Genomic DNA, 25,033 nt, shown 5'->3' on the forward strand with positions numbered 1-25,033 from the left:
GGCAGCCAACAGAGCACCAGGCCCCGGGCGCACGGAGGAGCGGCAGACTTGGCGGCCTGGACCACGTGCAGCGGGTACGCGGCCGAAGGAACTCCCGGAGTGCGCCGGTGGATCTCAGCTCAGTGCTCATCGCGGTGGCAGGCGTGGCGGGGACACTGGGAGGGTCACTGCTCACCCAGCGCGGCTCCGAACGAGCGAAGCGCCGGGAGATGGAGCTCGTTCGTGACCATGAAGAGATCCGCGAGAGCCGTTCACCCAGACGCACCTGCTGTGTGGAGCTCAACCACGATGCCCGGCAGTTCACCACCGCGCTCAACCGCCATTTTCACATCATGAGGGAGCGCGGCGCGGAGCCCGGCGACACCGACGCACTCCACAAGGCAAAGCATGCGCACCACGATCGGTATCCGAAGCCCAGATGATCGCGCCCGAAGAGGTACTCATGCGGGCGGTTCCGCTCGTCTGCCTGGACCGCATTCGAGGCTGATCCGTGGACGGATCTCACGGATCTCCCATGACGCCCCGAGCCCGGCGTGACGGACTGGCTGGCCCGCCGGTTGACGGCCGTGAACGGCGGCACCGTCAGATCCGCTGCTCCCACCAGCCAGGAGCATCAGGTGCGCCGCCCAGGTCGCATCGAGCACGCGGATGTCCACCTCCTTGACCACTGCCGCGAAGTCACGGCGGACCTGGCGGGAGAGGGACTCGAGCGCCCGCTCCAGTCTCCACCGGCCCTCGGGCAGATCGCCTTCGCAGCACGGATAACGGAGAGCGGCCCGCACCGCTGCCGGCCCTTTACGCGTCATCGCTCCAGGAAGGATTCAGCGTGCGCGGAGACCCTCACGGCCAGGCCCTGCCCCGCCACGCGATTGCTGACCGCCGTGGACCGGAACGCGTCAGCCGTCCGAGCAGAAGGCCCATCTCTTCCCGATCGCCCCAGCGGCGCTCGGTTTCAAAACGGCGTTTTGAAACCGTCGCCCCTCGGTGATGGGTACTGCGGTGGTGGGTACTGGGCCGGGCGATCTTCAAAACGGCGTTTTGAAACCGAGCGCCGCTCCTGTCAGCCGGGGCCGGTCTTCAAAACGGCGTTTTGAAACGGGCACCGCTCCTGTCAGCCGGGCGGCTCCGCTCCTCTCAGCCGGGGCGGTGTTGAGTCGCTCCCCCAGCAGCCGGGCAGCGTGCAGGCCGGTCGTTCTGGACGCTCCGGCAAGAGCTGACCCTCGCGCCGCCTAGCGCGCGATGACTCGGGCTATGACTCGGGCTATGAACCGTGCCAGACGCTCCACTATGTGTCGGACACGCAGGTGTCCGCACGGGCACCGCCCGCGGCAGGCCCGTCGGCGTTCGCGGCCACAGAGCCAACGGTGTGACAGGACGCGTTGAGAGCGCCGTACTCGCGCGTGGCGCGGCATGCACGGCGAAAGACTCCCCTAACTTCACTCATCACATGATGTTCTCTTTGTAGCGGAATGTGGTGACAGTGCCTCAGTACTCGACGCAGCTCGGGCTCGTGGAGCTCGACACGGTGAAAGCCGCACTGCGGCGCCGGCTCCAGCACATGGCCGAGCAGCTGCACACACGCAAGGTCTTCGTGATCGTCAATGGCAAGGGTGGGGTCGGGAAGAGCAGTCTGTCTGCGGCCACCGCGGTCGCCCTCTCCATGCTCGGGCTCCGCGTTCTGCTGATGGAGATGGACGAGCAGGGAAACAACTGCGAGGACCTCGGGATCACCGGCAGCGCGCTCGATGACGACGGTTACGCTCAGGCCGCCGCCATCCTCGACGGCAAGCCGCTGACACCGACCGGCGAAGCACGCCCCAACCTGTGGGTCGTTCCCGGGGGGAGCGCCCTCGAAGACGTGGTGGAAGAGCTGTACTGCCAGCGTCGCCTCGCCAGGCGCAGCGACGACCCTGAGGACCAGCTGGCCTGGATGGGGATGTACGCGGCGGCCGTCGAGGCGATCCGTGACGACTTCGACGTGATCATTCTGGATGTCGCGCCGGGCTCCGAGCCGCTCCAGCTGCAGGCCCTGGTCGCCGGAGACATGATCTTGATCCCGTCCAAGTCGGACCCCTCCAGCCGTAAGGGACTGCGGACGGTCGCTGCCCGGTACGCCAAGGCCCGCAGCCTCAATCCGCTGCTGCGGCTCCTGGGCGTCGTGGTCTTCGCAACCAACAGCTCTGCCACCCGGGTCCAGGCCACGATCAAGCGGCATCTGCGGGCTGACCTCAACGGCGCGGCCCGGGTCCTCGACCAGGTGATCCGGCATGTGGAATCTGCTGCCGTGGCCTGCCGCACCCACGGCAAGGTGCCGCAGGAGATGGTCTCGTCCTCCGACCTCGAACCTGCCCTGCGCACCTCCATGCGTGCGCTGGCCGGTGACTACCAGTCGCTCGCCATGGAAGTGCTCCAGGCAAAGACCGATCTCGACCGTGAGGAGCAGCACACCACATGACTGACCGCGCCTCGAAGACGAAGACGAAGACAGAGCCAACGGCAACGACAACGACGGCGCCGAAGTCGAACACGGCGGCTGAGAAACGGGGAGGTCTTCCTGACGCCACTACCGCGCTCAGTGCCTTCACCCTGCCTGAGGCTGCAGCCGCGGCGTTCGCCCCGCCTGCACGCAAACCCCGGGACAGCCCGCAGCCGACACCGGCCGCGCCCGCGCCCGCCGCGCCCGCACAGACGGGGGAGACGCCCGGGAGCGCGCCCGCAGCGACATTCACGGACAGGGAGAGGCTTCCGGTCCGCCCACCGGCCGGGCACGCGCCTGCCGCCGGCCCCGGAGAGCCGACCGTATCCGTGCGAGAGGTTGAAGGCGGGCAGACCAGCACTCAGGCCATGGCCATGGTGACTGACGATGTTCGGCAGCGCTTTGAGGACTACCAGTCTGCGCAGCGTCAGCAGCACGGCAATGAACCCACCAACGCCGTAGTCGTCAGGCGCGCCTTCACCAGTGCGCGCCGTGACGGATGCTTCGGCCAACTCCTGCAGAAGGAGCGCCGACGCCAGCAGCCCGTGGTCCTCGACGAGGACGGCGACGACGACAACCTCTTCGGCGATGTCGCAAACCGCAGGCCGGCACGCGGCCGCACCAAGGGCCGGGTGCAGCTGTCGTTCAGGCCCTCCCGCCGTGAGCTCGCCGTCTACGACGCGTGGGCAGAGGCCTACCGGTTCGACAACCGCAGCGACTTCTTGAACGCCGTCCTCGATCATTTCCTGCCGGGCTCGTCGCAGCGACGAGGCCGGTAGGGGAGTCGGCCGCACGTGGAGAGCCCACCGGTTCACGTGCGGCATCGCTCCGTCGGGGCCCGTAGTTGCCCGCTGGGCAGATCTGGTCGCTCGTACTCCGGCATCCCATGGAGGTGTCCGGCATCCCATGGCGGTGGGGGAGAGGCAGCCGCATGCCGGGACTCGGATGGCCGGCGGCTGGCGGTCTGAACGGACAGTGGGCTTCAAAACGGCGTTTTGACCGTGGTCCGTGCAGCGGTCGATGCCTCGGGGAAGGCAGACCTTTCAAAACGGCGTTTTGAAAGGTCTGCCGACGCGACGCGCGGTACTCAGGGGACACCACAGGACCCAGGCGTGAAATGCTGTGTGGGTCCGCCAGTACTGGCCCTCACCGGCCGGGAAGCATACGGAATCTACGGAGTCACAACTCATGGCGCGCATCACGGCGTTCATCAACCGTAAGGGTGGGGTCGGCAAGTCGACCCTGACCGTCAACACAGCAGCCACCACTGCTGAGGTGCTGGGGCAGTCCCCAGCCGACGATCCCGACTACGTCGTCGCGATCTCCAGCGACCCTCAGGGATCGGCAACGTGGTGGTCGGAACAAGTCGGCGACGAACTCCCCTTCTCCTTCGTGCAGACCAAGACGCGCAAGGACCTCGGCTTCTTCCCTGAGCTCAAGAAGTCCAAGAAGATCAAGCACGCCTTCATCGACACCCCCGGCTGGATGGATCTGCCCGAGGACGATCTCGAGCAAGCCGGGGACCCCTTCGGCAAGAGTGCTGCCGCAGACGCGATGCGGGCCGTCCTTTCCGTCGCTGACGACATCATCGTCCCGATCGAGCCGGAACCGCTCGGCTTCATGCCGACCCGGGACACCATCGAGCAAGTCGTGAAGCCCCTCGGCAAGCCGTACTGGGTCGTCATCAACAACTGGGACCCCCGAGACGGCAAAGCGGACCTGGACGACACCGAGGCATACGTCCTCGGCAATGGGTGGAACCTCGCCAAGACCGTGGTCCGCCACTACAAAATCCATACGCGTGCGGCGGTCGAAGGACTCGTTGTCACCCGTTACAAGAAGAACCGCGTCGCGATGGAAGCCCGCGAGGACTTCTACAAGCTGGCTCTGGAGATCGGTGCTGGAAGGAAGGGCCGCTGATGAGCAGGCGGACGAGTTTCACCACTCTGCTGAACCAGGCCCCTGCTACCGGCGCCGTCAGTGGTGAGGCGGAGGACAAGCCGGCCCTCCCGCCGACCACCGTGCTGATGCACACGATCACAGGGAATCCTGAGAATCCGCGCCAGCCCGAGGACTACACCGACGACGACCCCGAGTTCGCTGAACTCAAGGAAACAATGCGTCTCGTCGGCCAACTTCAGCCCGTGGCCGCGGTCTCCCACGACGTGTACGTACGGATCAAGCCCGAGTACGCGAAGGCCGTAAAGGACGCGGAGTACGTCGTCGTCGGCGGCAACCGGCGGCTTGCTGCGGCCCGCCAACTCGGCTGGACCCGTTTCGACATCCGGGTGCAGGACCGTCTCGGTGACGAAGACGGACGGCTCGACGACGCGGTCATCATCGAGAACATCCACCGCAAGAAGATCGACCCGATCAAGGAAGCCGAGTTCCTGCGCCGCATGGTGGAGCGTCACGGCAGCCAGGACGAGGTCGCCCGGCGGATCGGCAAGTCCCAGATGTATGTCTCGCACCGGCTCGAACTCCTCAAGCTGGACGACGAGGTCAAGCACGAGATCGAGGCCGGGTCGCTCAAGCCGTCCCAGGCGCGGGGGCTTGCTTCGAAGCCGGCCGAAGAGCAGCGGGCACAAGTCGCCAAGATCAAGGAATCGGCCCAGCAGCCGAAGCCCCGCAAGAAGCCGGTTCAAAACGGCGTTTTGAAGACCGCCCAGAGCACCGACGACTGGCCGGTGGACGGCCAGCCTCAAAACGGCGTTTTGGAAACTGCACAGCACGGCGGTGACAGCGCGGAGGGCGGGCAGCTTCAAAACGGCGTTTTGAAGCCGGAGCCGGACACCACTGAGACGCACGAGACGCAGACAGCGGCGAGTGAGAGCGTGCCCGAGCCCCGCCAGGCCTCCGCTGACACGGGCTCCGGTGTGCGGAAGTTCCCGTACGACGACGGGAAGGAAGCCGCGTTCTATCTGAACCGGCGTATGGAGGACGACCAGTTCTTCGCGATGGTCGACGAGGTGAATCAGATGGCGAAGATGCGCCGTGAGAAGGCAGCGAAGGCCTCCTGACGGCGGAGCTACGTCCTTCTGCGGGGCCGGTCTCTTTACTGAGGCCGGCCCCGCTTGGTTTCGCCAACAAGCCAACCCCAGGCGATGCAACCGCCGACGGCTGAGAGCGGCCTCTCACTCGGAGCGAGGCGACGGCAATCCGGCCGAGCCCGGCCGGGCAGACTCAAGGCCGAACCTGGCTGGGCAATGGTCCTGCCGCCTGGCCCCTACCAAGGCAACACCAAGGCCCACACCGGGACGCGCCGAGGGCGGCGGCCCCGGCCGATACCCGGCCGGGGCCGCCGCCCGATGTCCGGCTAAAACCCGGGACCGTGCGGACTGTTGAGGTGACCGCAGGTCATCGTCCTGGCAGCGCCGGAGACGCGGCGCAACGGCGCGGCAGACGGCTCAGACGACCACGACCCGACGGCCGCGCGTGTGACCGGCCTGGCTGTCGGCGTGCGCAGCCGCGGCCTCGGCGAGCGCGTACGACTTCTCGACCGGGATGTGGAGCTTTCCCCGCGAGATGAGACCGGCGGCCTCGACAAGCGCATCCGGCACGCTCCCGGCCACGCCCGAGAACCGGACACCGGACTCCGGCGCATCGAGATCGGCGATGGAGACCACCTTCTGCGGGTCTCCGGTCAGCTCGACGAGCTCGCGAATCACGCCCGAACCGGCCAGATCGAGCGCCGCGTCGACATCCCCGAGCCGACGCACCCGCTCGACCCAGCCCTCGCCATACGTCGTGGCGAGGGCACCCAGGCTCCGCAGGTACGCCTGATTCGCCATCCCCGCGGTGCCGATCACCGTAATGCCGCGGTCGCGGGCGATCTGCAGCACCGCCGATCCGACTCCCCCCGACGCGCCGCTGACCAGCAGTGTCTGTCCGCGCTGCACACCGACCTCGCGGATGATGCGCAGCGCGGTCTCCACCACCGAGGGGTACCCGGCGGCCTCTTCGAACGTCAGGCCCTCAGGCATACGGGCCCAGGCTGCCAGCACAGCGGACTCGGCATAGGTGCTGAAACCTTCGCCGAACACGTGGTCGCCGACCTCGACACCTTCGACGCCCTCCCCGATCTCATCCACCACCCCGGCGGCGTCCTGCCCGACCCCGGCGGGCAACTCGATCGGATGGGCCTTCAGGATCTGACCTTCACGGACCCTCCAGTCGACGGGGTTCACGCCTGCCGCCCGCACGGCGATGCGTACCTGGCCGGGGCCCGCGTGGGGCTCCTCGGCATCTATGAGTTGCAGAACATCCGGGCCGCCGAACTCGGCGAAGCTCACTTTCTTCATGCGGTGGACCATAACACTAACGGTTAGCTTTTTGAAACTGTTTCAGATTAGTAACTGATAGCGTGAGACTATGACCACCCTGCCGTCCGGGCGCCGTGAGCGTAAGAAAGCCGCGACCCGCCAGAAGATCGCTGACACCGCGTTGCGGCTGTTCCTGGAGCGTGGGTACGACGCGGTGGGCATTCGTGAAGTGGCCGCTGAGGCTGACGTAGCCGTCACCACGCTCTTCTCCCACTTCGCCTCCAAAGAGGCCCTGGTGTTCGAGCAGGATGAAGACTTCGAGCAACGACTCACGCAGGCAGTGACCGGCCGGGCTCCACACGAGCCGCTCATCCCTGCACTGCGCCGTGAGACCCATGCCCTGGTACGGCATTGCACGGCGGACAGCGCCGCCCCCATCTGGTGCATGATCGACGAATCACCCGCCCTGCGGAGGTACGAGGAGTCGATGAGGCTGCGCCATGCGGAAACGCTGGCAACGGCCATCACCGCCGATCCCGGACTGCCACAGACCGCAACGGCGAGCCGGACGGTCGCGAGGTTCGTGATCGACGCCTATTCACTGGCCCGTGAGGCTGCCGATCCGGAGGCCGCGGTGGACGAGATCTTCCGGATGATCGAGGCAGCCTGGGAGGTCGCACGCCCTTCTGGACGTGCATAAGGCCCTGTTACTCCGGAGGACAGGAGCCGGCCGGGAATCACGCGCTTCGCCTGTCCGCCGGGACGTCTTGCCTCACGGTCATGCTCCCCGGGCCCGGTGGGCGGCGCGCTCGACTGCGGACCCATCAGCGTCAATCCGCGCCGGTCTGCTCGGCCTTGAGCCGCTGCTCTCAGCCGGTACCCAAAGGAGTCCAGGAGCACAGACGGCCTCGGGTGCGTACTGCCCGTCATCCGGGGTCCGGGGGAGCCCACAGTCCCTCTCAGTTCGGTCCCTGCTTCAGTCCCTCGGCAAAGCCGCAGGTCAAAGGCGTTTGCTCTGTCCGAGAGCGGGACTGAAGGGACTGAAGAGACCGAATCTTCTAGTTCCCTTCATCACGTGTGCGCGTGTATGCGCACCCGCGTAACAAGAGGTACCTACCCCTGAGCAGTTCATAACTGAGCTTTTCAGTCCCTTCAGTCCCTCGGTTTCAGGGGAGATGCATTCTGACCTGCGGTTTTGTGGCAGGGACTGAAGAGGGACCGAAACTCACTGGGTCTCTCAGTCCCTCTGTGCCGCATCACGTCCCGCAACCCCGACACGCCCGGCCCTCTGACCTGGCCACCAACCTGGAACGGGCTCCGTGCTGCCCAACTCCCATGGCTGAAACAGGGACTGAAGGGACTGAAGTTAGGAAACGGCTTTACCCGCACCCAAGTGGCTGCTGTAGGCTCAGGCCTGATTGGGAAACTCAGTCCCTTCGGTCCCTTGTTCAGCCTTCGCAACGCTGTGAGCTGGTCTTTTACCCCAGGGACTGAATAAGCGGTCAGCCCCTCGACAAGGACGAATCAGCGTGGCGCGTCAACGAGAGACCAGTGGTTCCCAGCCGGTTGGAGCCACGAGTCCCTACGACGTTGCCTGCTGGTGCGCCGCAAACGGCTGGCCCGTCCACCCCCTGGCCGCCGGCCGTAAAACTCCCGCAGGCAACTGCCCGCCGTGCCGGGAGGTGCCCCACAGCCCCGTGGACTGCGCCTGCATCGCCGCGGGGAGGTGGTGCCACAGCTTCCACGCGGCCACCACGAACCCGGCTCTCCTGGCCGCCTGGTGGGGCAAGAACCCCACCCTCGGCGTCGGTGTCTCCTGCGGCCCGGCCGGCCTTGTCGTTCTCGACATCGACGCGCACAGCGCTGAAGTCCCTCATCGCGACCAGCTCCTGCCCGGCATCCCCATCCACGAGAGCGTCAACCTGGCAGGCCTCGCCTCCGGGTTCGACACACTCGCTCTGCTGGCAGCACTCCGAGGCCGGCGCAACCCTGCGGACGACGACACGACCTTGCGGGTGCAGACCCCATCAGGCGGCCTGCACGTCTGGTACCGGACACCGCCCAATGGGCCGGGTTACCGCTCCTCGGTCGGTTCCAGCCCCAAGGTCGCTCTCGCCTGGCAGGTCGATGTCCGCTCCACCGGCGGTTACATCGTCACCCCTGCCACGCGCACGCCCGCGGGGACGTACACCCCCCTAGGTCCGGCACGGCTGCCCGCGGTTCTTCCCGACTGGCTCGCGGCTGAGCTCCAGCGCACCGGCCATACCGTGCGCACGGAACCGGTTCACGTCCCGATGCCACGCCCAGGATCGACGCGAGCAGCCGGTCGGCAACGCGCCAACCGGCTCCTGGAGCCGCTGCTGGCCCAAGTGGAAGCCTGTGCGGCCGCCCCCGAGGGAACCGCCTTCACCGAAAAGCTGAACCGCGCCGCCTACACCGCCGGTGGCCTCGTCGCTTCCGGCCATCTGACCGAGACGCAGGCCCGCGACCTGCTCATCACAGCGGCCGACGCCGCCCGCCCGAACCGCAGCCGACACAGCCTCACCGTCATCGCCTCTGCCCTGTCCGCCGGCGCAGCCCGGCCGCTTCACCTAAAGGGACGCCCATGAGCAGCGCCGACATCCCACGCTTCGACGCCACTGCCGCGGCGCAACAGATGCTCGCTCTCGAAGTCCAGGCGGACCAGCCCAGCCTGCCCGCTCAGCAGATCACCACCGCTGTGCAGGGGCCGCCTTCGCCGACGGGGCAACTTCCCGGACTGCTCACCGATCGCGGCAACGCCAAACTGTTCGCGATGATGTTCGGTGAACAGTTCCGTCATGTCGAGGGCCTGGGCTGGTACCACTGGGATCAGTACAGATGGAAGCGGACCGGCGGCGAAAAGGCAGCCGTCTGGGCAGCCGGTGACCTGGCCGAGCAGATGCCCGCGACCGACCCGACCGGCCAGTTCACCAACCGCGATCTGGCGTCCCACCGGCGGCGTTCCATGTCGACCCCCGGTATCAAGGCCATGCTCACTCAGGCCAAGGCCTCGCCTGCACTGGCCCTGGACCCTGATGTCCTGGACGGAGACCCGTACGCCCTGTGCACTCCCGCAGGCGTCGTCGACCTCCACACCGGCAACCTTCACAAGCCCGACCCCGAAGCGGACATGCACTCCCGTGCCACCAGTGTCGCTCCCGAAGTGATGCCCACGCCCCGGTGGCACCGCTTCCTCCACGACACCTTCGGCGAGGACGCCAAGGGCGAGGAGACCATCCACTTCCTCCACCTGCTCCTCGGCTACTCCGTCACCGGGGACGTCGGCGCCCAGGTCCTGCCCTTCCTGTACGGGACAGGAGCCAACGGCAAGTCCGTCCTGCTGGACGTCATGACGCAGATCCTCGGTGACTACGCCCAGGCCGCCCCGCCCGGCTTCCTCATGGAAAAGGGCAAGTTCTCCGAGCACTCCACCGAGCTCACCGAACTCCACGGCCGGCGCATCGTCGTCTGCTCCGAACTCAAGCCGAACGACAAGTTCGACGAATCCCGGGTCAAGCTCCTCACGGGTGGGGACCGCATCATGGCCCGCCGCATGCGCCAGGACTTCTTCAGCTTCAACCCCACCCACAAACTCTGGCTGCTCGGCAACCACCGCCCCGAAGTCGGTACCGGCGGCCACGCCTTCTGGCGGCGGATCCGGTTGATCCCCTTCGAACGTGTGGTCCCCGCCTCCCGCAAGATTGACAACCTTGCCAAGGAACTCGTGCAGAGCGAAGGCCCCGGCATCCTGCAGTGGCTCATCGAAGGCGCCAAGCGCTACCTCGACACCCGCGACCCGCTGGCCGGACCGGCCACCGTCCGCAGCGCCACCGCTGCCTACGCCACCACCGAAGACCACATCGGCCGCTTCCTCGCCGAGTGCTGCACCACCGATCACCCCGACCGCACGACGGGCGACCTCCGCGTCGAACAAGGCCTGCTGTACACGACCTACAGCAGTTGGTGCAGCGCCGGCGAAGGAATCCGCCCCGCAACCGCCCGTGCCTTCGCCACCCGCGTCCGCCAGGAACTCTCCCTGGCCTCACCTGCCGACATGATGAAATCCAGCGGCAAAAAGTACTACCCCGGCCTCGGACTGCTCACCGACGATGAACCCCACAACGACCATGACTGACTTTCGCGCCCTGGGCGCATGCGCGTCCGCCGCTTACCATGACACTGGTGCCGCCACCCGGGATCGTGCTCACCGCACCCATCCCGGCCCCCAAGAGGCTGGCCACAACGAAAAGGGGCTGCAGCCATGAGCTCGCTGCTGAACGAGAGCGACCTCCGCCACGAGAACGCCGTGGTATGGCTGGAGGACCCCGACGATCTCGACTACGTACGTCAGGCCCTCGACAAAACTCCCCGCCGCCGAGGCAAGCCCCGCTACGAACGGGACGGCCGCATGATCGGCTACACCGAGCTCGACACCCATGCCGAGTCCGACCCCGACAGCGGACTCCATCTCCGCCGGGTCTTCTTCCTCCTCCCGCACGATCGCGACACCAATCCGGACGGCCCTTACCACGAAGGCGCCCCCGGTGAAGCCGTCGATCCCGCCACCATTCAGCCCCGCCGCGTCGGTGACAAAACCCCCCGCTCCCAACGCGGTCCCGCCGCGATAGCAGCCACCAGCTGACCCACGGGTCAGCAACGTGCCCGTGCACTGGACGGGCTGTGGTGGACGGACCGCCGGCCGTGGTGGGCGAACCAGATGCCCGAAGGCGAAAAGAACAGGCCGGTTTCCCGCAGACGGAGCTGACTCCGACGGCGCGGGTTCGGTTCTGCTCCGTGTCCGGCCGGGGAACATCAACACGATGGCGCGTGCGACCTACCGCTTCGTAACGATGGCGCGCCTTACCGGTTCGTATCGGTGTCCACTCGCGGCTGCGCAGCCAGTTTCCTCAGTACGTGCCCGCACCGGCGCGCGTACCCCCGCTGAAAGGCGGGAACCAGAGGGCCGGCCGCGCGGGTCCACCAAGCGTCAGGACGGCTGAAGGCAGAGACGGTCAGCCACGCGGCGCCGTCAGCCAGCCTCTCGACAACGAACGCTTCTTCACCACACTCGGGATGCCCCGGCAGGGTGCCGTACCCGAACCCCACCTGCCGCGCGTTCTGCACGGTCCACGCCACGCGGCATGGCGCCCGAACCCGCCACGGGCCTATGCCCAGCCCCACGACAACTTCTGCACCGACAACCGCTGTCGGAGCCTGCGTCTCGATGGACACGCCTACGGCCCGGTGCATCTGCCAGCTCAGCAGGTATGCGCCGGCGGTCCGAACGATGTCTTCTTCCGTGCCCAGCCGGGTACTCACCCGCAACGGTCTGAACCCTTCGGGACAGTGTCCTTCGCGGCTCGCGCCTATCTGCGCATAGGTGAATCCGTCCACCACCGAACCGTATAGCGCTCGCCACCGGTTCTGAATCGTCCGCCCGCTTCGCTACCGAGGCACAGTCGTGCGTACAAGGCGAGCTCTGGTCGTTGCAGGTCACGTACGTGGATGGCCGCCAGACGCTCTTGGTAACAAGTGTTACCATGAGGTCATGGCGAAGACACAGCTCGGGGCACGGGTCGACCAGGATGTCGCGGAAGTCGCGAAGCAGCGTGCTGCTGACCTCGGTCTGAGCGTCGGCGACTATCTCACCCGCCTCGTCCAGGAAGACAGCAGCGGCCTGCGCAGCCGCGCGGTGGACGCAGCCGCCCGCTTCCTCGCCGAGCACCAGGACGTCTTCGACGAAGCCGAGGACGCACAGAACACCACTCCGGTGGCCCGCGTCGCGTGATGGAACTGCATATCGACACTCCCTGGATCCTGCAGGTCGCCGAGATCGCAGGAACAGGCGACCCTGCGCCTGACGACTACGGCGTGCCTTTCGCCGCCGTCGCCCGCCATCGCGCCGAATCCTTCGACCAGCCCATCTACGACGGCCCCTACGCCAAAGCCGCCGCCCTCGTGCACACCCTGGGCCGCTGCCGATGGCTGGAACGCTCCAACATGGCCGTCGCCGCCGCCACCGGCGTCATGTACCTGGAAGCCACGGGCATCGCCGTCAAACCGACCCGCCACCACGCCACAGCCCTGCGGGACCTCCTCCTCGACGCCGGCTGCACCGCCCCCAAAATCGCCGCGCTGCTCCGCACCTGGCCCACCGTCAGCTGATCACCCGGGTGTTCTTGTGGACGAGCACCCGGCCTGAGTGTTCCGTACGGTCGCGGTTGTCTGTCCGGGGCGACTGTTACGGTGCCGGGCTGTGACCGAGCTGCTTCCCGAGTTTCCGTATCACCCCGATCCTGTGGCCACGGGCGTGGTGGTTCCCTCCGACGCGACGTGCCTCTGTTGTGAGCGGAAGCGCGGGCACATATACACCGGACCGGTCTACGCAGCCGAGGACCTCACGGGGCACTTGTGCCCGTGGTGCATCGCGGACGGCAGCGCCGCAGAGCGGTTCGATGCCCACTTCACGGGCGGGACCAGTCTGGGGGACGACGTTCCTCTCAAGGTCTTCGCAGCCGTCGACAGCCGCACTCCGGGCTTCGAGGCATGGCAGGAGCCCCAGTGGTTCTTCCACTGCGGTGACGGCGCCGCGTTCCGCGCGGAAGGGCCGAACTACGGCCCCGAACGGGTCAGGCGACACGCCTACGACCCGGCGTGCCGCCGTTCGGGAGGTGTGTCCGCGGTGACCTGTTCCAGTGGCGGCGCGGACAGCCCGCAGCTCATGCGGCACTCGGGCTCCGCGCGTACCTGCGCCAGGTCCGCGGGAGCCGGCCTTCGGACGGTGAGGAAGGCGACGAGCGCGCCCGCGATCATGATGCCCGCGCAGATCGGCATGGCCTTGTTGAACGACCGGTCGAAGGCGGTGGCCGAGTGGTACGCCTGCGGCCCCATCCCCGTGAGGAACGGCAGCGCGGCGACCGCGATCAGGCCGGCCGCGCGGGCCGCCGCGTTGTTCACGCCACTCGCGAGGCCCGCGCGGGCGGTCTCCACGGAGGAGAGCACCGTCGAGGTCAGCGGGGCGATGAGCGTGACCAGGCCCGCGCCGAGCATCACCAGCGCGGGGAGCACGTCCGTCGGATAGAAGGCGTGGCGGCCGACCCTCAGCATCAGGAGCAGGCCCCCCGCGCACAGCAGAGGCCCCACGGTCAGCGGGGCCCGCGGGCCGATCCGGTCCGCGAGTTGTCCGGACCGCGCCGAGAACAGCAGCAGGAGCACCGTCGTCGGCAGCAGGGCCGTGCCGGCCGCCAGTGGCGAGTAGCCGGACACGACCTGAAGTTGCAGTGTGCCGAGGAAGAAGAAGCCGCCCAGAGCCGCGTACACGCACAGGGTCACGATGTTGACCATGGAGAACAGGCGGGAGGAGAAGATCGACAGCGGCAGCATCGGGTCCGGTCGCCGCTTCTCCACCAGCACGAACGACACCGCGCCCACGACGCCGAGCCCCCCGGCCCACCCGTTCTCCGCGATGAGCGAGTAGGCCAGGAGTGCCAGCGCGAGCGCGCCGAGCAGGGCCCCTCCCACGTCGAACCTGCCGTGATGCCGCGGGTCCTTCGTCTCCGGCACGTGTCGCAGCGCGACCGGTACGCACAGCGCCGCGAGCGGAAGATTGATCAGGAACACCCAGCGCCAGCCCGGCCCATCGACCAGCCAGCCGCCGACGAACGGGCCGATCGCCGATCCGATGCCGCCGAGACCCGACCACATGCCGACGGCCTTCGAGCGTTCGGCAGGATGAAAGCTGGCCTGGATGATGGCGAGGGAGCCCGGAGTCAGCAGCGCGCCGCCGATGCCCTGCAGGGCACGCGCGGAGATCAGCACCTCCGTAGTCGGCGCGAGACCGCACAACAGCGAACCGCATGCGAACCAGACCACCCCGATGACGAACACCCTGCGGCGTCCGTACCGGTCGCCGAGCGAGCCACCGAGGAGAATCAGCCCGGCCAGCGTGACCGTGTAGGCGTTGGTGATCCACTGCAGGGAACCCAGTGGGGCGTGCAGATCGTCACCGATGCGCGGCAACGCGACGTTGACGACGGTGGAGTCCAGCAGCGCCATACTGGAACCGAGCACGGTCGTGAGGATGACCCAGCGGCCCTGGGCCGTGGACAGACGGAGATCCATATCCGGATCATCCCCGTCCGCAGCGAGTCGGTGATCCGATAGCGGGTGCGGCGATCCGATCAGTACCCATTCGACCGGCACTCGCACTAATCGCCCATCGCCTGGCCATGACCAGCCCATGCCGACGACGCCACAGGGGCGCGAATCGCTGCCGGAGCGCTGCTCGGACTGCGGGCGAAGCCACACCGTCACCCGCTGCCGCTCTTGTCATGCGGCTGACCGGGATGATGCGGGATGACACGGGAGGACGCGGGACGATGGCCGGTTCGCCACCGCACGGCGGTTCCTGACACCCTGCGCTGTGTACCGGACACCCTGAGCTGCGTGCCGGACTGGTCGGATCATCCCTCGGAACAGGCGAGTTGACCGGCGGGATCGGCGGAATCGGCGGGACCAACGGGACCAACGGGACCGGAGGGACAGGCGGGGTCCGGCAGCGCAGTCCATTGACATCAAGTTTGCTTGAGGTTTTAGCGTTCTGTATGCATCCCGGACCACACGGCCGATGGGAACCAAGAGTCGGTCCACCAGCGCCGGGGCCACCAGCGCCGGGCCAACAGATTCGGAGTCACCTTCATGGACATGGAAGTCACCGCATGGCACTCGCTGCACAGTGCGATGAGTGCCCAACAGGACCGGAGACCCTTCTCCCGGGCCACTCTGCGCCGTATCGCCACGTTCGCCAGCCGGCACCACCGGCAGCTGTACCGTTTTCTCCTGCTCAGTGTCGTCACCGCTCTGCTCGCGGTGGCCACTCCGGTACTCGCAGGCCGCGTCGTCGACGCGATCGTTCAAGGCCGGGAGAGCGGCACGGTCTCCCGCCTCGCCTGGCTCATCGCCGCGATCGCGGTCGCTGAGGCCGGACTTGGACTGCTCACCCGCCGGCTCTCGGCCACCCTCGGCGAGGGGCTGATCCTCGATCTCCGCACGGCGGTCTTCGACCACGTGCAGCGGATGCCGGTCGCCTTCTTCACCCGCACCCGCACGGGCGCACTCGTCAGCCGGCTCAACAACGACGTCATCGGAGCTCAACGGGCCTTCAGCAACACCCTCTCCGGCGTCGTCTCCAATGTCGTCACGCTCCTGCTGACCCTCGCCGTGATGCTCAGCATCTCCTGGCAGGTCACCCTGCTCGCTCTGGTGCTGCTGCCGGTGTTCGTCGTCCCCGCCCGCCGGATGGGCACCCGGATGGCGGCGCTGCAGCGCGAAGCCGCCCATCACAACGCCGCCATGGGTACGCAGATGACCGAACGCTTCTCCGCCCCGGGCGCGACTCTCATCAAGCTCTTCGGGCGTCCCGACGAGGAGTCCGCCGCGTTCGCCGCCCGCGCGAGCCGGGTACGCGACATCGGTGTTCGTACCGCCATGGCCCAGTCGACGTTCGTCACCGCTCTCACACTGGTGTCGGCCCTGGCACTGGCCCTGGTCTACGGACTCGGCGGCCACTACGCCCTGCGCGGCACGCTCGACCCGGGGGCTGTCGTATCCCTCGCCCTGCTGCTGACCCGCCTCTACGCCCCGCTGACCTCGCTGGCCGGCGCCCGGGTCGAGGTGATGAGCGCTCTGGTGAGCTTCGAGCGGGTCTTCGAGATTCTCGATCTGAAGCCACTGATCGTCGAGAAGCCGGACGCCCACCGGGTGCCGGACGGACCGGTGTCCGTGGAGTTCGACAAGGTCTCCTTCGCCTACCCCACCGCCGAGAAGGTCTCACTGGCCTCCCTCGAAGATACGGCGACCCTCGATTCCCGTGGCGGTACCGAGGTCCTGCACGAGGTCTCCTTCCGTGCCGAACCGGGCCGGATGGTCGCACTCGTCGGCTCTTCGGGAGCGGGCAAGTCCACGATCGCGCAGCTCCTGCCGCGGCTGTACGACGCCGACTCCGGTTCCGTACGGCTCAACGGCGTCGACGTACGCGACCTGAGCGCCGAATCGATCCGCGAGACCCTGGGGATGGTCACACAGGACGGGCACCTCTTCCACGAATCCGTCAGGGCGAACCTGCTCCTCGCCCGGCCCGACGCCACCGAGGACGACATCTGGGACGCCCTGCGCCGCTCCCGCCTCGACGGGCTGGTGGCCTCGTTGTCCGACGGCCTAGACACCGTCGTGGGTGAACGCGGATACCGGCTCTCCGGTGGTGAACGTCAACGGCTCACCATTGCAAGGCTGTTGCTGGCCCGCCAGCGCGTGGTCATCCTCGACGAGGCCACGGCCCACCTGGACTCCACTTCCGAGGCCGCCGTCCAGGAGGCCCTGGGTGAGGCACTTGAGGGCCGTACCGCGGTGGTGATCGCCCACCGGCTCTCGACCGTACGGGCCGCCGACCTGATCCTGGTCGTCGAGAACGGCCGGGTCGTCCAGCGCGGAACCCACACCGAACTGCTGGCAGCCGCAGGCCGCTACCAGGAGCTGTACCGAACCCAGTTCGAGAACCCGCAGGCGCAGGAGGTGCGCCCGGTCGGCTGACCTTCAGGGGGCGGCGCCGCGACCGGTCAGGACGGGGGCAGGAGCGTGCGGACCGTTTGCGGATCCGGTCCGGGTTTTCGACGGTGGCAGCGATCAGGTCGGCCACGGACGCGTCCGCGTCCGCGTCCGCGTTCTGAAGGTGGGATCGAGGAGGCAAGCCATGAACCAACGCGAGATCCACGTCGGCGTCTTCCCCTACGAGCACACGCAAGCACTGCTCACGGGGGAGGTCTCCATCGAGGGAGTGACGGCCACGGTCGAGGGGGCGCCGATCGTCTCGGACGTCTTCCGCAGGGCGGTGCTCGGCGAGTTCGACGTCGCCGAGCTGGGGCTGACCTATTTCCTGCGGATGTGGGACACGGCGCAGCGGCCGTTCGTCGCGCTCCCGGTGTTCCCCAACCGCAACTTCCGCCATTCGGCCATCTTCGTCAACACCGACAGCGGCATCGAGCAGTCCGGAGATCTGGCAGGGAAGCGCATCGGGGAGTTCGCCCTGTACGGGCATGACCCCGGTGTGTGGGTCAAGGGCATCCTCGCCGACGACTTCGGGGTGCGCTGGGACGAGTGCTCGTGGGTCATCGGAGGCACCAACACCCCGTTGCCCGCGTTCGACTGGCTCCCCCTGCCGACGCCTGCGGATGCCGACGTCCGCCACCTCGGAGACGGCCAGACCCTGGGCGCGATGCTGGAGGAGGGCGAGATCGACGCGCTGATCTCCGTCGACGTGCCCCGGGCCATCACCGAAGGGTCGCCGCGCGTTGCCCGCCTCTTCCCGGACTACGAGACGGTGGAGCGGGACTACTACGGGCGTACCGGCATCTTCCCGCCCATGCATCTGGTTGCTGTCGACAGAGAGTTCGCTTCCGACGGCGCTCTGCTCAAAGCGGTCTTCGACGCGTTCTGCACCGCGAAGGGCCAGGTGGAACAGCGTTACCTGGGCGGCGCGGTCAAGCAGCACATGAACCTCATCACCCCGTGGTTCAGCAGCCTGTTCGAACGCAACCGCCGCCTGATGGGAGACGACTGGTGGCCCTACGGCGTCGAGCGCAACCGCAAGGCCGTCGACATGTTCCTGCGGCACCACTACGAGCAGGGCCTGTCGAAAACGTTGCTCACCATCGAGGACATCACCGCCCCGGCACTGCTCGACACCTGAACAAAGCTCGTCCGTCCGGCCAGAACGCTCGGCGCTGCCGGACAGCGCGCTCCGTCACGTCCGACCCGCCGGCCAGCGGGACCGCGGCTGATCAGCTGACGACGTCGGAGACGCACGCGGTGTCGTCCGCCATCCGGGTGCACCTGAGGAAGAGCAGGAACGCCCGGCGGGGCTCCCCATTAGCTTCCTGAGCATGGATCTTGAGCAGACCTGTCAGCCGGAGCGCCGCCCGGGTCCGAGATTCGCCGCAGGCCGGGATGCGTCTGTGACCGTGGTGGAGGCGACGGCCCGGCTGCGGAGTCGGGTGGAGGAGCGGGTCGAAGCTGACGGCGCCTTGCGGGAGCCGTGCCGGAGCCGGGTTCTGGAGTCCGCTCTCGTGCTGGCGCTGATGCGCCGGCTCATGGACTTCTCCGGAAGCCGTGAGCGGGTGACCCGTTATCTGTGGCTGCGGTGCAAGAGTCCTGATCCGCTGGAGCGGTCGCTGGCCCTGGTGGGCAGCGGAGCAGGGCCGGCACCGGAGGGGGAGGATTTCCGTACGCTCATCCTGGAACAGGTGCCCTCCTATGTCGCGCCCCGGCGCCGGTTGGTCCTCGACGCGGTGGCGGTGATCCTCGGCGGGCACACCGGGAGATCCCCGGAAACGGCCGCTGCAACCGCCGCCGCAACCGCCTCTGCAACAGTCCCTTCAAGCGCCGCCGACCCCGCGGGCAGTGCACCGAGCGGTGTCCTGCACCCGTGGGCGCGGGTGCAGAGCGTCGCGTCCGCGGTCATCGTGCGATCCACCCGGGACGGGCCCGTGGAGATCAGCGCAGATGATCTCGTGGCGCTGCGGGCGACGCAGGACGGTTCGGGCCGGGTGTGGGAGGGACACCTGCTGGCCCACGTACTGGCCCTGCACGCCCTGGCACGGCTGCCCGGGAACGACCACCTGGTCCGGCGCGGCCTGACGGCGATGCTGCCCCTGCAGCGTGCTGACGGGGGATTCCCGTTCGTATCGGACATCGACACCTGGTGCACCGCCACCGGTGGCCTGGCCCTGGCGGTGGCAGGCGCCTCCACTTCGCTGCTGCACCAGGTGGCGGGCCATCTGGTGAGCGAGCAGAAACAGTGCGGCGGCTGGTCCATCACGAACGGCACCCGCCTCACGGACACCGACGACACCTCAGTGGCCCTGGAATTCCTCCAGGCCCTCGACCCCGGACGCTACAAGCACGAGATCGACGCGGGGCTGGGCAGACTCAGGGCGCTGCGCGGGCCGGACGGAGGGTTTCCCACGTATGTCGCGGGCGGGCCGTCGGAGGCGTGCATGACGGCGGCCGCAGTGAACGCCTTCGCGCCCGCGGGGCGTGGGGACGCCCGGTTGCTGGAGGAGGCGCGCCGGTTCCTGGCGGCGAGTCAGCACCGGGACGGATACTTCGAGCCGGGCTGGAGCAACAGCCGGCTGCACGTCCTGTACCGGGCCCGCATGGCAGCCGGCCCGGGAGCGTCCGGGCTCGCGATGGCCGCCCGGATCCGGCAACTGGTGGCGGACACGCAGAACCCGGACGGCGGCTGGAGCAGAGAACCGGGCCACACCAGTGACGCGATCAGCACCTCCTACGCACTTCTCGCCCTCGGCAGGCAGGCCACCGGCAGCCCACCGCAGCGCGCGGGGGCCCGATGGCTGTGTGAACGCCAGGACGCGGACGGCGGTTCGACTCCCCGCCCGACATGGTCGGCCCGCGCCCCTTCACGTACCACGTGCCGCTGCTCACCGACATCTGCGTGCTGCGGGCCCTGGGTCACCTCACCCGCTCACCGGCGCGGAACCTCGCTGATCCGCCGGCACAGGACCTCGCCGATCGGCACGCAGGGAGGCGCCGGAGCGTGCCCGCACAGCATCGCAATGACAGGGCGCCGGGGGAGGGGCAGCCGGGCAGCCCAGAGCTGTGCCTTGTCGACCGGCCGAGAGGGCACGTTCGTGGACCGCGCGGTCTGCGGCCAGCAGTGGATCTGTCGGTCCGGCCCCCCGTCCGGTCGGCGGCGGCCCTGTCCGGCCAGAGCTTCCGGATGCCGGTGCTCGCACACCAACTGCCCCGTGCCCTGCACGCCGACAGCGAGCGGCTGATGGCGGAGACCGGCGCCTGGGCGCACGAGCATCTCGGGTTCGCCTACGACGGCGACCACGACCGCGTCGAGCACAACGTCGACGGGACGCTCCTGGTCGCGCTGAGCATCCCGCACGCCGGCTACGACCTCGCACTGGTGTGTTAGAAGCTCATGAACCACCTCATCGGGATCGAGAACAGCCTCGTCGACCGGGGCGCTCTCGGCGGCAGCTCCTTCGCGACCTGGGGTGTCTTCTCCCGCCTCATGTCGGACCTGGTGGGATGGCAGGACGGCGCGACCCCGCTGACCGCCGAATTCCGTTGGCTGCGCCGGCGCATGCCCCGTCCCGCCTGGGAGCGGTTCGTCGCCTGCATGGAGGACTTCGCCTACGGCTTCACCACCGAACTCGAACAGTGGCGGGAAGAGGAGTACACCGGCTACGAGGACTACCTGCACCAGCGGCGCAGCAGCCTGGGCGTGCGCTGGCTCTTCGGATTCGCCGAAGCGCAGAACCCCGCGCTGCCGCTCGCCGAGGAGACGTTCCGGCGACCGGAGATGAAGGCCCTGCACGACACCGCCGTCGACGGCTACACCTTGATCAACGACCTTGTCTCCTACCGGCGGGAAGCCGCCATGGGCGACACCATGAATCTGGTGCACCACCTCCGGGAGAGCGAGGGGCTCACCACCGGGGGCGCGATGAACCGGTTGTGCACGCTCATCGACGCAACCGAGGCGCACTTCCTGTACCTGCGCGAACAGATCATGGACCATGACGCCCGTCGTCCTTCACCGGTCCCTGCCCCGGACCCGGAGCCGCGCGGAGACCCGCACAAGGAAAGGGACGGGGAGAGCCCTGAGGGATTGCGGGGCTACCTCGACACGGTCGGCCACATCATGACCTCGAATCTCTGGTGGGCCACCCTCAGCAACCGCTACGAACACGGTGGTCTCCAGTGGGACGGCACCTGCCCGGGGACCATGACCCTTCATACCGACCGGACCGAGTTCGTCCCCGACCCCTCCTGAGAGCCGGGGCAGCGTGCCAGACCCACCACTCCGGCACGGTCGCGCCGGTGCGTTCATTCGTCCGGATGAACGCGGTGCGAAGCCGTCTCCGGTGGTGGCGTGCCGGGCGATGGTGTCGCTGTCCGTGGAATCAGGGGAGGGGCGATGACGGAGCGTCAGCTCGCACCGCACGAGGCGGCCATCACTGCTGCCGGTGTCCGGCTCGTACTGCACTGCGACATCGTGGGCGAGCTCGACGAGGCGGTCCTGGCGCTTGCCCTGGCCCGACTGCGGTCCTGCTACCCCCTGATCACCGGCAGGATCACCACTGACCGTGCGGAGGCCGGGCCACTGGCCCGGATCGGGGAGACGGCCACCGGACCCTTCCTGGGCCATGGCGCTGACTTCGACGAGGAGATCAGCGCACCCCTCAACTGGGAACAGGATCCGTTGCTCCGGATCACCGTGCTCCACGAGCCGGACCGCCCCGGTCACCGCCGGGTGGTCCTGACGCTTCCCCGGGCCTTCGCCGACGCGATGAGTTACGTCGCTGTCCACCAACGCCTGTGGACCCTCTACACCGCACTGTCCACCGGCCGGCCCGCTCCCGACGAGCCCGTCCGGCCGGTGCTGGGCCCGGCGCTCGACGACCTGCTCGCAGCGCGCTTCACCCCGCGGCAGCTGCGCGACTTCGTCGACGAACGCGCCCGCCTGGACACCGGGGCTCCGCCCGCGCTGCTGCCCACTCCGGCCTCGCGTAACGGCGGCCCCGGGCCCGACCTGAGCTTCGGCATCATCGAGATCGAAGCCGATGCCGACCAGTGCGCACAGCTGGTCCGGCGGGCCCACGACGCCTCCCTCACCGTCAACGCACTGGTCTCCGGAATCCTGCTGACCGCTCTGCGCACCCTGTTTCCCGCACCGGGTGGACCGGTGCGAATCCTGTGCACGACGGCCGTCGACATGCGCCGCAGACTCGTCCCGCCGCTGCCCTACGAGGTCCTCCAGTCCGCCGCGACGACCACCTCGATCCGGCTTGAGGTCGCCGGCGGGGCGGACCCCGTCGCGGTCGGGCAGGACCTGGACACCCGGCTGCGCGCTGCTCTGGAGAACGGAGCCGCCGCGATGGAACTGGCCGCGTTCCCCCACATGCTCGACCAGCACCCGCCCAGCCTCGTCATCACCAACGTCGGCGCCATCACCGCCCCCGATCTGCCGGACGGTCTCCGCATGGTCGATGTGTGCCTGGCACCACTGGGCCACGTCCCGATGGTCTTCGCCGTCGTCAAGCGCTATCAGGGCCGCCTGACCATGACCCTGAACTACAGCCGCGCCTGGTACACCGACACCCAGATCCACGCACTCGCCCACCAGGCCGCCACCTTGCTGACTGACCTGACCGCATAACTCCTGGGCCGACCCGGCTGAGTGCGCTCGGCGACCTCCCCCTTCGCTGAACTTCGCACCCTGCCCCACTCCCTGCGCCCCGCCGGTCAGGACCTGAACACCGAAGCAACCCGCTCGGCCCCACCGAGTTCGGCCGCACCGCGCTCGGGACGATCACGGCGCCCGACTTCGCCCGGCCTTCGGGTGCCGGCCTCCGGTGACGGTCACCGTGGTGGCCACCCGGAGGCTGGTCCATCGCACTGCCCCGGGGTTCCGTACGGTGAACGGTCACGACGACTGTCGGGCGAACGCTGTCGTGAACCGCTCATTTCAGGCAACCGTGCGTTGACCCGCAGCGTCGTAACGCAGGTTACGTGGTAGGCATACCAAGGACGGCTGGGTGCTCTCCGGCACTGCCCTCACAGCCTCCCGGTCAGTAGAGGCAGCTGGGCGGGGTGTTCATGAATGCGATCCGGCGGAGAGCCCTCGCAAAGATGCGCACCATGCATGATGAATGCGATATGCGCATGCGGCGGGTAGGGTGTGCGCATGCTGATGAGTACCGAGGAAACCCTGCGGGCGACGGTGACCGCGATTGCGCACCGTACCGGTGAGCAGCAGTCGGCGCTGGCTGCCGCTCTGGGGCTGACGCAAAGTCAGGTCAGTCGCAGGCAGCGGGGAAAGGCCGCGTGGACTCTGACGGACTGCGACCGCCTCGCTTCCCATTGGGGCATGCCCGTGCTGGATCTCCTCGCGGGCCCAACTCACGCTCTGACGAGGCTGCCTGCGGACCGTATCGCGGCCGGCGGTCAGCAGACCCTCATCCCGCTCGACACTCCTGTACCCGAGCACATCACACCCCCGTCTCTCGCTCCGGCCGTGCCCCCGGCTCCTGCTCCCACCCCACAGATGTCGGCGTCGCCGCCGGTGCCCTCTGCGCTGTCCACCCCGGCCACGACCCCGTCCCCGGCCACGACCCCGTCCCCGGCCGCGACCCCGTCCACCTTGGTTGTGTCCACCTCGGCTGTGTCCGCGCCGCCCTCCCCGACCGTCTCGGAGTCGGCACCTGTCGCCCCGCCGGCCCCCAAGCGGGTGGCGCCGCCTGCCGGTCCGCTCGCGGACCGTGTCCGCGGGCGGATCGCGGAAGAGCTGTCCGCGCATGGCGGGGACCTGGAGGCCGCGCGGGCCGCGCTCATCAGAACGGCGGTCCCGGACGTGATGGCACTGTTCGCCGCTTCCCGGGTTGGTGGCCGTTACGAGCACAGCGAGTTCCCGCCCACCGCGGGCATTTTGAAGAAGGCGTCGCAGAAGGGTGCGGATCAGGTCTGGGAGGCGCGGCCGAAATGGCGCTCCGAGGAGTTGCACCGTGCCGCGCGCGGCGGGCACATCACCATGGAGGTGACTGCCCTGGACATGAACGCGGCCTACCTGTCCGCGCTCAAGACGTGGCTTCCCATCGGGAAGCTGGTGCATTCCGAGGGTGACCACCACGACGCGAAGCGCTCCGGCGTCCACCGGGTGACGCCGGCCACCTGGCAGCAGCCGGACCTCCCCTCGCCGCTCGGCGCACGGAAAGAGCCGGGCGACCTGTGGATCACGGAACCGACCCTCCGACTCCTCCTGCGCTGCGCGAAACTCGGATACTGCGAAACTCCGGTCATTCACGAATCCTGGACGTCCGGCGCGTCCGAAGGGCTGCTGGAAAAGATGCGCCGTGCCCTCGTGGAAGTACGCAAGGATGCCATTTCCAGGAATGATGAAGTGGCCCTGGAATATGTGAAGTCCATGTATTCTAAGTTCGTGTCAACTATCGGGGAGAGCAGCGCGAACCGTGAGATTCGGCGCCCCGACTGGATGCACATCATTCGCTCCCAGGCATTCGCGAACCTGTGGCTCAAAGCACACAAAGCACACACGTCGGGCCTGACGGTCGTCCAAATGTCCGGAACCGACGAACTGCACGTCGCCGGAGACTGGCAGCAGGTCTTCCCGGAGGGCCGCGACCTGTCCCAGGTCAAAGCGAAGACCATCTACACACTGGGGGAGTAG

General features: G+C 68.1%; 22 protein-coding genes and 2 pseudogenes. 20 read left to right on the forward strand and 4 right to left on the reverse strand.

Translation table 11 applies throughout. The features are described 5' to 3' along the window. Positions 1–122: 122 nt before the first annotated feature. From OG285_RS38165 to OG285_RS38185, 5 genes are all read left to right on the forward strand, one after another. On the forward strand, positions 123–422 hold the full coding sequence (locus OG285_RS38165) for a hypothetical protein (RefSeq protein ID WP_331760472.1): 300 nt from the start codon (positions 123–125) through the stop codon (positions 420–422). 1,052 nt (positions 423–1,474) lie between these two features. Then, positions 1,475–2,455 carry a ParA family protein gene (locus tag OG285_RS38170; RefSeq protein WP_331760473.1) on the forward strand — a complete coding sequence of 327 codons (981 nt, stop codon included), beginning with the start codon at positions 1,475–1,477 and terminating at the stop codon, positions 2,453–2,455. A 389-nt stretch (positions 2,456–2,844) separates the two neighbouring features. Then, positions 2,845–3,255 (forward strand): hypothetical protein, encoded by a 411-nt coding sequence (locus OG285_RS38175; protein WP_371793742.1) that lies wholly within the window; start codon positions 2,845–2,847, stop codon positions 3,253–3,255. Between the two features lie 409 nt (positions 3,256–3,664). Continuing rightward, a complete protein-coding gene (locus tag OG285_RS38180) occupies positions 3,665–4,396 on the forward strand; it encodes a ParA family protein (protein WP_331760476.1) in 732 nt (243 codons plus the stop codon). Beyond that, positions 4,396–5,496, forward strand: coding sequence for a ParB/RepB/Spo0J family partition protein (locus OG285_RS38185; RefSeq protein WP_331760478.1), 1,101 nt, complete (start codon positions 4,396–4,398; stop codon positions 5,494–5,496). Before OG285_RS38180 ends, OG285_RS38185 begins: the two co-directional genes overlap by 1 nt. Before the next feature lie 387 nt (positions 5,497–5,883). Here the strand turns inward: OG285_RS38185 and OG285_RS38190 are convergent, their stop codons facing one another. Beyond that, complete coding sequence (locus OG285_RS38190) at positions 5,884–6,777, reverse strand: NADP-dependent oxidoreductase (RefSeq protein ID WP_331760479.1); 894 nt, start codon at positions 6,775–6,777, stop codon at positions 5,884–5,886. A 70-nt stretch (positions 6,778–6,847) separates the two neighbouring features. Here OG285_RS38190 and OG285_RS38195 point away from each other — a divergent pair, with 70 nt between their 5' ends. The 4 genes from OG285_RS38195 (at position 6,848) to OG285_RS38210 (ending at position 11,401) form a co-directional block, all read left to right on the forward strand. Continuing rightward, positions 6,848–7,438 (forward strand): helix-turn-helix domain-containing protein, encoded by a 591-nt coding sequence (locus tag OG285_RS38195; protein ID WP_331760480.1) that lies wholly within the window; start codon positions 6,848–6,850, stop codon positions 7,436–7,438. Positions 7,439–8,267: 829 nt separating this feature from the next. Further along, positions 8,268–9,347: a bifunctional DNA primase/polymerase gene (locus OG285_RS38200; RefSeq protein ID WP_331760481.1), complete on the forward strand. Its 1,080-nt coding sequence runs from the start codon at positions 8,268–8,270 to the stop codon at positions 9,345–9,347. After that, entirely contained in the window at positions 9,344–10,894 is a 1,551-nt protein-coding gene (locus tag OG285_RS38205; RefSeq protein WP_331760482.1) for a phage/plasmid primase, P4 family, read from the forward strand. Before OG285_RS38200 ends, OG285_RS38205 begins: the two co-directional genes overlap by 4 nt. Positions 10,895–11,020: 126 nt before the next feature. Further along, positions 11,021–11,401, forward strand: coding sequence for a DUF6009 family protein (locus OG285_RS38210; protein ID WP_331760483.1), 381 nt, complete (start codon positions 11,021–11,023; stop codon positions 11,399–11,401). A gap of 218 nt (positions 11,402–11,619) precedes the next feature. On the opposite strand, the gene OG285_RS38215 is transcribed toward OG285_RS38210, so the two are convergent. Next, positions 11,620–12,153, reverse strand: coding sequence for a DUF1990 domain-containing protein (locus OG285_RS38215; RefSeq protein WP_331760484.1), 534 nt, complete (start codon positions 12,151–12,153; stop codon positions 11,620–11,622). 154 nt (positions 12,154–12,307) lie between these two features. On the opposite strand from OG285_RS38215, the gene OG285_RS38220 reads away from it, so the two are divergent. The 3 genes and pseudogenes from OG285_RS38220 to OG285_RS38230 form a co-directional block, all read left to right on the forward strand. Beyond that, a complete protein-coding gene (locus OG285_RS38220) occupies positions 12,308–12,547 on the forward strand; it encodes a hypothetical protein (protein ID WP_331760485.1) in 240 nt (79 codons plus the stop codon). Then, complete coding sequence (locus OG285_RS38225) at positions 12,547–12,924, forward strand: fic family toxin-antitoxin system, toxin component (protein ID WP_331760486.1); 378 nt, start codon at positions 12,547–12,549, stop codon at positions 12,922–12,924. Before OG285_RS38220 ends, OG285_RS38225 begins: the two co-directional genes overlap by 1 nt. A gap of 91 nt (positions 12,925–13,015) precedes the next feature. Then, a pseudogene (locus OG285_RS38230) lies at positions 13,016–13,348 on the forward strand (CbrC family protein); the annotation flags it as partial. A 53-nt stretch (positions 13,349–13,401) separates the two neighbouring features. Here the strand turns inward: OG285_RS38230 and OG285_RS38235 are convergent. After that, a complete protein-coding gene (locus OG285_RS38235; protein ID WP_331760487.1) occupies positions 13,402–14,880 on the reverse strand; it encodes an MFS transporter in 1,479 nt (492 codons plus the stop codon). A gap of 576 nt (positions 14,881–15,456) precedes the next feature. Here OG285_RS38235 and OG285_RS38240 point away from each other — a divergent pair. From OG285_RS38240 to OG285_RS38270, 7 genes and pseudogenes are all read left to right on the forward strand, one after another. Continuing rightward, entirely contained in the window at positions 15,457–17,346 is a 1,890-nt protein-coding gene (locus tag OG285_RS38240; RefSeq protein ID WP_331760488.1) for an ABC transporter ATP-binding protein, read from the forward strand. A gap of 160 nt (positions 17,347–17,506) precedes the next feature. Continuing rightward, positions 17,507–18,502: a 4,5-dihydroxyphthalate decarboxylase gene (locus tag OG285_RS38245; RefSeq protein WP_331760489.1), complete on the forward strand. Its 996-nt coding sequence runs from the start codon at positions 17,507–17,509 to the stop codon at positions 18,500–18,502. Positions 18,503–18,767: 265 nt separating this feature from the next. Beyond that, positions 18,768–20,609: a prenyltransferase/squalene oxidase repeat-containing protein gene (locus OG285_RS38250; protein WP_331760490.1), complete on the forward strand. Its 1,842-nt coding sequence runs from the start codon at positions 18,768–18,770 to the stop codon at positions 20,607–20,609. Beyond that, the gene (locus OG285_RS38255) at positions 20,609–20,755 is read left to right on the forward strand and encodes a hypothetical protein (RefSeq protein WP_331760491.1); all 147 of its coding nucleotides are present in this window, start codon (positions 20,609–20,611) and stop codon (positions 20,753–20,755) included. The genes OG285_RS38250 and OG285_RS38255 overlap by 1 nt, the downstream gene beginning before the upstream one ends. Positions 20,756–20,761: 6 nt before the next feature. Beyond that, complete coding sequence (locus OG285_RS38260) at positions 20,762–21,619, forward strand: terpene synthase family protein (RefSeq protein WP_331760492.1); 858 nt, start codon at positions 20,762–20,764, stop codon at positions 21,617–21,619. A 144-nt stretch (positions 21,620–21,763) separates the two neighbouring features. Then, positions 21,764–23,005, forward strand: a complete 1,242-nt coding sequence (locus OG285_RS38265) for a condensation protein (protein ID WP_331760493.1) — start codon at positions 21,764–21,766, stop codon at positions 23,003–23,005. Between the two features lie 534 nt (positions 23,006–23,539). Further along, positions 23,540–23,734, forward strand: a pseudogene (locus tag OG285_RS38270) (helix-turn-helix domain-containing protein); the annotation flags it as partial. Between the two features lie 59 nt (positions 23,735–23,793). Here OG285_RS38270 and OG285_RS38275 read toward each other — a convergent pair. Next, on the reverse strand, positions 23,794–24,003 hold the full coding sequence (locus tag OG285_RS38275; protein ID WP_371793758.1) for a hypothetical protein: 210 nt from the start codon (positions 24,001–24,003) through the stop codon (positions 23,794–23,796). A 73-nt stretch (positions 24,004–24,076) separates the two neighbouring features. Between OG285_RS38275 and OG285_RS38280 the strand changes: the two genes are divergently transcribed. After that, positions 24,077–25,033, forward strand: a complete 957-nt coding sequence (locus OG285_RS38280) for a dihydrolipoamide S-succinyltransferase (protein WP_371793753.1) — start codon at positions 24,077–24,079, stop codon at positions 25,031–25,033.

The sequence above is a fragment of the Streptomyces sp. NBC_01471 genome (assembly GCF_041438865.1).
Lineage (GTDB): Bacteria > Actinomycetota > Actinomycetes > Streptomycetales > Streptomycetaceae > Streptomyces.

Excerpts from the sequence above, each read along its gene's own strand:
- OG285_RS38175 (WP_371793742.1), top strand. The coding sequence starts at position 2,845 with ATGGCCATGGTGACTGACGATGTTCGGCAGCGCTTTGAGGACTACCAG.
- OG285_RS38180 (WP_331760476.1), top strand. The coding sequence starts at position 3,665 with ATGGCGCGCATCACGGCGTTCATCAACCGTAAGGGTGGGGTCGGCAAG.
- OG285_RS38185 (WP_331760478.1), top strand. The coding sequence starts at position 4,396 with ATGAGCAGGCGGACGAGTTTCACCACTCTGCTGAACCAGGCCCCTGCT.
- OG285_RS38190 (WP_331760479.1), bottom strand. The coding sequence starts at position 6,777 with ATGAAGAAAGTGAGCTTCGCCGAGTTCGGCGGCCCGGATGTTCTGCAA.
- OG285_RS38195 (WP_331760480.1), top strand. The coding sequence starts at position 6,848 with ATGACCACCCTGCCGTCCGGGCGCCGTGAGCGTAAGAAAGCCGCGACC.
- OG285_RS38205 (WP_331760482.1), top strand. The coding sequence starts at position 9,344 with ATGAGCAGCGCCGACATCCCACGCTTCGACGCCACTGCCGCGGCGCAA.
- OG285_RS38210 (WP_331760483.1), top strand. The coding sequence starts at position 11,021 with ATGAGCTCGCTGCTGAACGAGAGCGACCTCCGCCACGAGAACGCCGTG.
- OG285_RS38220 (WP_331760485.1), top strand. The coding sequence starts at position 12,308 with ATGGCGAAGACACAGCTCGGGGCACGGGTCGACCAGGATGTCGCGGAA.
- OG285_RS38225 (WP_331760486.1), top strand. The coding sequence starts at position 12,547 with ATGGAACTGCATATCGACACTCCCTGGATCCTGCAGGTCGCCGAGATC.
- OG285_RS38235 (WP_331760487.1), bottom strand. The coding sequence starts at position 14,880 with ATGGATCTCCGTCTGTCCACGGCCCAGGGCCGCTGGGTCATCCTCACG.
- OG285_RS38240 (WP_331760488.1), top strand. The coding sequence starts at position 15,457 with ATGGACATGGAAGTCACCGCATGGCACTCGCTGCACAGTGCGATGAGT.
- OG285_RS38245 (WP_331760489.1), top strand. The coding sequence starts at position 17,507 with ATGAACCAACGCGAGATCCACGTCGGCGTCTTCCCCTACGAGCACACG.
- OG285_RS38255 (WP_331760491.1), top strand. The coding sequence starts at position 20,609 with ATGGCGGAGACCGGCGCCTGGGCGCACGAGCATCTCGGGTTCGCCTAC.
- OG285_RS38260 (WP_331760492.1), top strand. The coding sequence starts at position 20,762 with ATGAACCACCTCATCGGGATCGAGAACAGCCTCGTCGACCGGGGCGCT.
- OG285_RS38265 (WP_331760493.1), top strand. The coding sequence starts at position 21,764 with ATGACGGAGCGTCAGCTCGCACCGCACGAGGCGGCCATCACTGCTGCC.